The 7,137-nt window shown below is 72.2% G+C and carries 6 protein-coding genes; 1 reads left to right on the top strand and 5 read right to left on the bottom strand.

The window, feature by feature from the left end; translation table 11 throughout:
* Positions 1 to 380 precede the first annotated feature (380 nt).
* Positions 381 to 1,409, top strand: a complete 1,029-nt coding sequence (locus tag JL475_RS29565) for an LLM class flavin-dependent oxidoreductase (RefSeq protein ID WP_202281035.1) — start codon at positions 381 to 383, stop codon at positions 1,407 to 1,409.
* Between the two features lie 34 nt (positions 1,410 to 1,443).
* Here JL475_RS29565 and JL475_RS29560 read toward each other — a convergent pair whose 3' ends face one another.
* From JL475_RS29560 to JL475_RS29540, 5 genes are all read right to left on the bottom strand, one after another.
* Positions 1,444 to 2,508: a DUF2382 domain-containing protein gene (locus JL475_RS29560; protein ID WP_202281034.1), complete on the bottom strand. Its 1,065-nt coding sequence runs from the start codon at positions 2,506 to 2,508 to the stop codon at positions 1,444 to 1,446.
* Between the two features lie 104 nt (positions 2,509 to 2,612).
* Positions 2,613 to 3,437: a 1-acyl-sn-glycerol-3-phosphate acyltransferase gene (locus JL475_RS29555; protein WP_202281033.1), complete on the bottom strand. Its 825-nt coding sequence runs from the start codon at positions 3,435 to 3,437 to the stop codon at positions 2,613 to 2,615.
* On the bottom strand, positions 3,437 to 4,216 hold the full coding sequence (locus tag JL475_RS29550) for a GNAT family N-acetyltransferase (RefSeq protein WP_202281032.1): 780 nt from the start codon (positions 4,214 to 4,216) through the stop codon (positions 3,437 to 3,439). The genes JL475_RS29555 and JL475_RS29550 overlap by 1 nt, the downstream gene beginning before the upstream one ends.
* A gap of 216 nt (positions 4,217 to 4,432) precedes the next feature.
* On the bottom strand, positions 4,433 to 5,182 hold the full coding sequence (locus JL475_RS29545) for a succinate dehydrogenase/fumarate reductase iron-sulfur subunit (RefSeq protein ID WP_202281031.1): 750 nt from the start codon (positions 5,180 to 5,182) through the stop codon (positions 4,433 to 4,435).
* Positions 5,179 to 7,137, bottom strand: a complete 1,959-nt coding sequence (locus JL475_RS29540; protein ID WP_202281030.1) for a fumarate reductase/succinate dehydrogenase flavoprotein subunit — start codon at positions 7,135 to 7,137, stop codon at positions 5,179 to 5,181. The genes JL475_RS29545 and JL475_RS29540 overlap by 4 nt, the downstream gene beginning before the upstream one ends.

Genomic DNA, 7,137 nt, shown 5'->3' with positions numbered 1-7,137 from the left:
TGGTTCCTCTCGTATACCCTCTGATCTCGCTCGCCGGACCCGACCCGTCTGGCAGTTCCAGGCCGTCCCGGCTTTATCAGCGCTGCTTCCCGCCCTCCCCGGCGTCTCCCGGGTCGGACTGCGCTCAGCTCCCACCAGGCTGCTGCGACAGCCTGGCGAGGAGGTCTTGCACCTCCTTCGATTCACCGCGCCTCACGGCGCACCAGCGCCTCGTGGCGCACTGACACGGTTCTCACCGGCACCCTGGGCACCGCTGCCGGTGCGCGGTGTCCGCGCGGGTGTCGTCCAGGTCGAACACGGCGAGCGGGCGCTTTCCGCCGTCGGTCGCACCGCCCGGCCGGGCAGGGGAATGCGGTGGCGGACCAGGCGTTGAACCAGGTGTGACCCCGCTGATCGCCCGCACCCGCTTCTCCGTTCTCGACCGTTCCCGCATCCGTGAGGGACACACCGGTCCCGAGGCGCTGCGTGACACCGTGCGGCTGGCGCGGGAGGTGGAGCGGCTCGGCTACCACCGGTTCTGGGTCTCCGAACACCACGGCGTGCCCGGGGTCGCCGGCTCCGCGCCGACGGTGCTGGCCGCCGCCGTCGCCGCGGCGACGGCGGCGATCCGCGTGGGCACCGGCGGGGTCATGCTGCCCAACCATCGACCACTCGTCGTGGCGGAGCAGTTCGGGGTGCTGGAGTCTCTCTTCCCGGGGCGGGTGGACATGGGCCTGGGCCGCTCGGTCGGCTTCACCGGCGGGGTGCGCAAGGCCCTGGGCCGCGACAAGGACGACGCCGAGGACTTCGGCGCCCAGATCGACGAGCTGCTCGGCTGGTTCCGCGGCACCTCCCCCACCGGGGTGCGCGCCCGCCCGGCCGTGGGGCTGGCCGTGCCCCCGTTCGTGCTCGCCACGGGTGAGGGGGCGGCGATCGCCGCCCGTGCGGGCCTGCCGATGGTCATCGGCGACCTGCGCGGCCGCGACCGGATGCGCCGCGGCATCGACGACTACCGCGCGCGGTTCCGCCCGTCCGTCTGGGCGAGCGAGCCGTACGTGGTGATCTCCGGCACGGTCGCCGTGGCCGACACCCCCGAACAGGCCCGCCGGCTGCTGATTCCGGAGGCCTGGTCGATGGCGAACTCCCGTACCCGCGGCACCTTTCCGCCGCTGCCGCCCGCCGAGCGCGTCGAGTCGCTCCTCATGACGGCCAAGGAACGCGACCTGTACGAGTCCGGGCTCAGGGGCCACATCGCCGGCACCGAGGAGCAGGTGGCCGACGAACTGGAGAGGGTGCTGAAGGAGACGGGTGCCCAGGAGGTCCTGGTCACCACCAGTACCCACGACCGTACGGCCCTGCTGGACTCCTACCGGCGGCTCGCCGGTATCGCCGGCCTCCCGGGGACGGACGGCGGCGCGGCGCGCCGGTGAACAGCCTCACCTGCGCGCACGCGGTTCCGTCCGGTCAGCCGCGGCCGCGCCGCGGGACGTCGCGGCCCCGCCGGGTCGCGTCGTCGCTCCGCAGGGTGTCGTCCGGCACTCCCTCGCTCTCGATGCGCTCCTTGCGGACCCGGCCGCGCACGGTCTCGTTCTCGGTGCGCTCCTCCATGGTCAGCCGCACCCGTTCCACGGGTACCGCCCTGGTCTCCACGACGGGGCGCTCCTCGTGCAGCGTGACCTCGTAGTCGGCCTCGCCGATCTCGGTGCCGGAGAGCGCGGCCGCGCGCTCGGCCTCCGTGATCGGCTCGCGCACCACGTGCACCTCCTCGTGGCGCACCGGCACGGTCTTCTCGACCTCCTCCGTCACCACGTACTTGTGCAGCCTGGCCCGTCCGGTCTCGCGTCGCTCGACGCGGACGTGCATCTCCTCCTCCATGCGCGTCATGGAATCGGCGCCCGGCCCGCCGCGCGCGGTGGTCCTCCCCGTGGTCCCGGCGGCGGCCGCGGAGCTGGTCCGGCCCGCCTTCCCGGTCGTCGCCGACGTCCCCGCGGCGCCGGCCGCAGTCGTGTTCGCCGTGGACACCGTCCGGTCCCTGCCCGTCGTGCGGGCTGTTCCACCGGCACCCGATGTCCCCGTCGTGCCCGCCGCTCCGGCAGCGCCCGCCGCCCCGGCAGCGCCCGCCGCGCCGGCCGTTCCCGTCTTGCCCATGCCGGGGTGCCGGTCGCCGCGGCCCTCGCCGGAGGGCTTGGTGTCGTCGCGCAGCACACCGCTCCAGTCGATGCCGTAGTACTCGTACAGCCGGTGTTCCTCCGACTCCGACAGGTGGCCCTGTGCATCGACGTCGACGTCGGGTGCGCCCTTGACCTTCTCCTTGAGGTACGGGACTTCGAGGTGGTCCTCCACCAGTTCGGCGTCACGGATGGGGATGAACGACTCGTTGGAGCCGAACATGCCCGTCCTGACGCTCACCCACTCGGGGCGGCCGCTCATGTCGTCGAAGAAGACGTGCTTGGCCTCACCGATCTTGCTGCCTTCGCCGTCGTAGACGGGGTGATCCAGGAGGATCTTGACCTCATCGCGGGTGATCATCTGGCCTCACCCTCCTTTCAGGGTGTCACTCCCGTCCGGATGTCCTCATCAACACCATGGAAACTTCATGTAAGGGATAAACCGCACTTATTTTTCAACAGCGCTCACTTCTGGTGACCCCGTCGCACGTCTTCGACCGGATGCTCCCGCCCGAGGCCGCCGGTCGGCGGCTGCGCTGCGGCGGCCAGGGCGCGGCGGTCGACGTGGGTGCCCGGCGGGATCGCGGCCCGTATCTCGACCTCGGCGATCAGACCGCGGGCCGAGACCACCCGCCACGCGGACGCGAACAGGGTGTCGTCGCCGACGAAGGCCGCGGCGGTGGCCGGCGTTCCGTGCGCGCTCCGGTAGTGGATGCGGACCGGCTGGACGGGGGCCCCGGCGTCCAGCGCCGCCTGGAAGACGGCCCGGCGGAAGGAGCCCTGCCGACGGCCGCACCAGGTGCTGCCCTCGGGGAAGGCGGCGACCGCCGCACCCTCGCGCAGCGCCCCGGCGATCCGGGCGACCGTGTCCGGCAGGGCGCGCAGGCGGTCACGGTCGATGAACAGGGCGCCACTGCGTCCGACCAGCGGCCCGGCCACCGGCCATCGCCGTATCTCGGACTTGGCCAGCATCCGGGCCGGGCGGACCGCGCTCAGCAGCGGTATGTCGAGCCAGGAGATGTGGTTGGCGACGAGGAGCAGCCCGCCGGTGGGCGGGGTGGCGCCGGTGACCCGGACCCGGACCCCGGCGGCCCGTACGATCCACCGGCACCAGCGGCCCACCAGCCCCGCCGGGACCCGCCGGCCGATCGGCAGCAGTGCCACCCCGGCGAGGACCAGGACGGTGACCGCCGTCAGCCGCAGCACCGCCCTCGGTACGGCCGTCGCGGCCCTCGTCGGCTCCACACAGCCGCTCGGGGTGCAGGGCGCGGCGGGCAGCCAGACGCTCATCAGGCCGGTACGAGGGAGAGGAAGTGCCGCAGGTAGCGCGGGTTCACCCGGTCCATCGGCAGCAGGACGTACAGGTCGGCGACGCCGAAGTCCACGTCGTGCGCGGGCTCGCCGCAGACCCGGGCGCCGAGCCGGAGGTAGCCGCGCAGCAGGGCGGGCAGCTCGGTGCGGGCCGCGGGCGCCGCAGCCGCCCCGGGGTTCGCCCGCCACGGGAGCAAGGGGCGTACGCGGTACTCCTCGGGGGCGAGGTGCTTGCCCCGCACCCGGTCCCAGGTGGCGGAGGCGAGCGCGCCGCCGTCGGCGAGCGGTATGGAGCAGCAGCCCGCCAGCCACGCGTGGCCCCGGTCGACCATGTAGCGGGCGATGCCGGCCCAGATGAGGCCGATGACCGCGCCGTCGCGGTGGTCGGGGTGCACGCAGGAGCGGCCGACCTCGACGAGGCCCGGCCGGATCGGGTCGAGCGCGCCGAGGTCGAACTCGCCCTCGGCGTACAGGCGCCCGGCGACCGCGGCGCGCTCCGGCGGCAGCAGCCGGTAGGTGCCGACGACCTGGCCGCTCACCTCCTCGCGCACGAGCAGGTGGTCGCAGTAGGCGTCGAAGGGGTCGACGTCCAGGCCCGGCTGGGGGGTGGACAGCAGGGCGCCCAGCTCGCCGGCGAAGACGTCGTGCCGCAGCCGCTGGGCGGCGCGCACGTCCTCCTCGTCGCGGGCGAGGGTGACGGTGTAACGGGTGGGTGCCGCGGGCTTCGCGGGGTGGTCTGCGGTCAGCACGCCGGTCATGGCTCTCTCCTGGTCACGCGCCGGAGCGGGGAAGTGGGGCTCCCCTTGTTTCTGCCTGTGCCGGTTGGCGTGCACGTGACCTGGGCCGGGAGTGTGGATGTGGGGATGCTGAATGCCGGGCGTCACCCGGACGGCAGACGGGACCGGGGATGAGCACCACTCCCGGTCCCGCCCGTCCGCCCCCTGGCGAACGTTCTCCCACTGCCCGCCCGGTGGCTACCGGCCGGCCCCCTTGCGCGTGGCCCGCAGCCACTCCTTGTTCATCCCGGTGATGGAGGTCAGCGGGATGCCCTTCGGGCAGGCGGTGGCGCACTCGCCGGCGAGGGTGCAGCCGCCGAACCCCTCCTCGTCCATCTGCGCCACCATGTCGAGCACCCGGGTCTCGCGCTCGGGCGCGCCCTGCGGCAGCACGTTGAGGTGGTTGATCTTCGCCGAGGTGAAGAGCATCGCCGCGCCGTTCGGGCAGGCTGCGACGCAGGCGCCGCAGCCGATGCACTCGGCGTGCTCGAAGGCGAAGTCCGCGTCCGGCTTCGGCACCGGCGTGGCGTGCGCCTCGGGCGCGGAGCCGGTGGGGACGCTGACGTAGCCGCCGGCCTGGATGATCCGGTCGAACGCCGACCGGTCCACCACGAGGTCCTTCACCACAGGGAAGGCCGAGGCCCGCCACGGTTCGACGTCGATGGTGTCGCCGTTTTTGAAGGACCGCATGTGCAGCTGGCAGGTGGTGGTGCGCTCGGGGCCGTGGGCGTCACCGTTGATGACCAGCGAGCAGGCGCCGCAGATGCCCTCGCGGCAGTCGTGGTCGAAGGCGACGGGGTCCTCGCCCTTGAGGGTGAGTTCCTCGTTGAGGGTGTCGAGCATCTCCAGGAAGGACATGTCGGGCGAGATGCCGTCCACCTCGTACGTGGACATGGCGCCGTCGGCGTCGGCGTTCTTCTGCCGCCAGACGCGCAGGGTGAGCTTCATGCGTAGCTCCGCTGAGTGGGGTGGACGTACTCGAAGACGAGGTCTTCCTTGTGCAGGGTGGGGGCTTCGCCGGTACCGGTGAACTCCCAGGCGGCCGCGTAGGAGAACTCCTCGTCCTTGCGGGCCGCCTCGCCCTCGGGGCTCTGGGACTCCTCGCGGAAGTGACCGCCGCAGGACTCGGAGCGGTGCAGCGCGTCGAGGCACATCAGCTCGGCGAGCTCCAGGTAGTCGACGATGCGGTTGGCCCGCTCCAGCGACTGGTTGAACTCCTCGCCGGTGCCGGGCACCTTGATCCGCCGCCAGAACTCCTCACGGATCTGCGGGATGCGCTCCAGCGCCTTGCGCAGGCCCGACTCGGTACGGGCCATGCCGCAGAACTCCCACATGAGTTCGCCGAGTTCGCGGTGGAAGGAGTCGGGGGTGCGGTCGCCGTCCACGGACAGCAGGAGGTTGAGCCGGTCCTCGGTCTCGGCCAGCACCTCCTGCACCGCCGGGTGGCCGGTGTCGACCTCGTCCTTGTGCGGGTTGCGGGCGAGGTAGTCGTTGATGGTGGCGGGGAGGACGAAGTAGCCGTCCGCCAGGCCCTGCATCAGCGCGGAGGCGCCGAGGCGGTTGGCTCCGTGGTCGGAGAAGTTGGCCTCACCGATGGCGAACAGGCCGGGGACGGTGGTCTGGAGGTCGTAGTCGACCCACAGGCCGCCCATCGTGTAGTGCACCGCGGGGTAGATCCGCATCGGCACCCGGTACGGGTCCTCGTCGGTGATCCGCTGGTACATGTCGAAGAGGTTGCCGTACTTGGCCTCCACCGCCTCCCGCCCCAGGCGCCCGATGGCGTCGGCGAAGTCCAGGTAGACGCCCTGGCCGCCGGGGCCGACGCCCCGGCCCTCGTCGCAGACGTTCTTCGCGGCGCGTGAGGCGATGTCGCGGGGGACGAGGTTGCCGAAGGACGGGTAGATGCGCTCCAGGTAGTAGTCGCGCTCGTCCTCGGGGATCTCGTTCGGCGGGCGGTCGTCGCCCTTCGCCTTCGGCACCCAGATGCGGCCGTCGTTGCGCAGCGACTCGCTCATCAGCGTCAGCTTGGACTGGTGGTCGCCGGTGCGGGGGATGCAGGTGGGGTGGATCTGGGTGAAGCAGGGGTTGGCGAAGTACGCGCCGCGCCGGTGCGCCCGCCAGACGGCGGTCGCGTTGGAGTTCATGGCGTTCGTCGACAGGTAGAAGACGTTGCCGTAGCCGCCGCTCGCGAGGACGACTGCGTCGGCGAAGTAGGTGTCGATCTTCCCGGTGATCAGGTCCCGGGCGACGATCCCGCGCGCCCGGCCGTCGATGACGACGAGGTCGAGCATCTCGGTGCGCGCGTGCATCTCCACGTTCCCGGCGGCGATCTGCCGGGACAGCGCCTGATAGGCACCGAGGAGGAGCTGCTGGCCCGTCTGGCCGCGGGCGTAGAAGGTGCGGGAGACCTGGACGCCGCCGAAGGAGCGGGTGTCCAGCAGACCTCCGTACTCGCGGGCGAAGGGCACGCCCTGGGCCACGCACTGGTCGATGATCTCCACGGAGATCTGCGCGAGGCGGTGCACGTTGGACTCGCGGGCCCGGAAGTCGCCGCCCTTGACGGTGTCGTAGAAGAGGCGGTGGACGGAGTCGCCGTCGTTGCGGTAGTTCTTCGCCGCGTTGATGCCGCCCTGCGCGGCGATGGAGTGGGCCCGGCGCGGGGAGTCCGTGTAGCAGAACTGGATGACGCGGTAGCCCTGTTCGGCGAGTGTGGCCCCGGCCGCGCCGCCGGCCAGACCGGTGCCGACGACGATCACGGTCTGCTTGCGCCGGTTGGCGGGGTTGACCAGCTTGGCCTCGAAGCGGCGGGTGTCCCAGCGCTCGTGGATCGGCCCGGACGGGGCCTTGGTGTCGGCGACCGGCTCACCGGTCGCGTACTCGGTGTAAGCAGCGTAGGCAGTCAT

The organism is Streptomyces sp. M2CJ-2, from assembly GCF_016757295.1.
Taxonomy (GTDB): Bacteria; Actinomycetota; Actinomycetes; order Streptomycetales; family Streptomycetaceae; genus Streptomyces.
This window is presented reverse-complemented; position numbering and strand designations above follow the sequence as displayed.

Coding starts and splice junctions, on each gene's coding strand:
- JL475_RS29560 (WP_202281034.1), bottom strand. CDS start 2,508: ATGATCACCCGCGATGAGGTCAAGATCCTCCTGGATCACCCCGTCTAC.
- JL475_RS29555 (WP_202281033.1), bottom strand. CDS start 3,437: ATGAGCGTCTGGCTGCCCGCCGCGCCCTGCACCCCGAGCGGCTGTGTG.
- JL475_RS29550 (WP_202281032.1), bottom strand. CDS start 4,216: ATGACCGGCGTGCTGACCGCAGACCACCCCGCGAAGCCCGCGGCACCC.
- JL475_RS29545 (WP_202281031.1), bottom strand. CDS start 5,182: ATGAAGCTCACCCTGCGCGTCTGGCGGCAGAAGAACGCCGACGCCGAC.
- JL475_RS29540 (WP_202281030.1), bottom strand. CDS start 7,137: ATGACTGCCTACGCTGCTTACACCGAGTACGCGACCGGTGAGCCGGTC.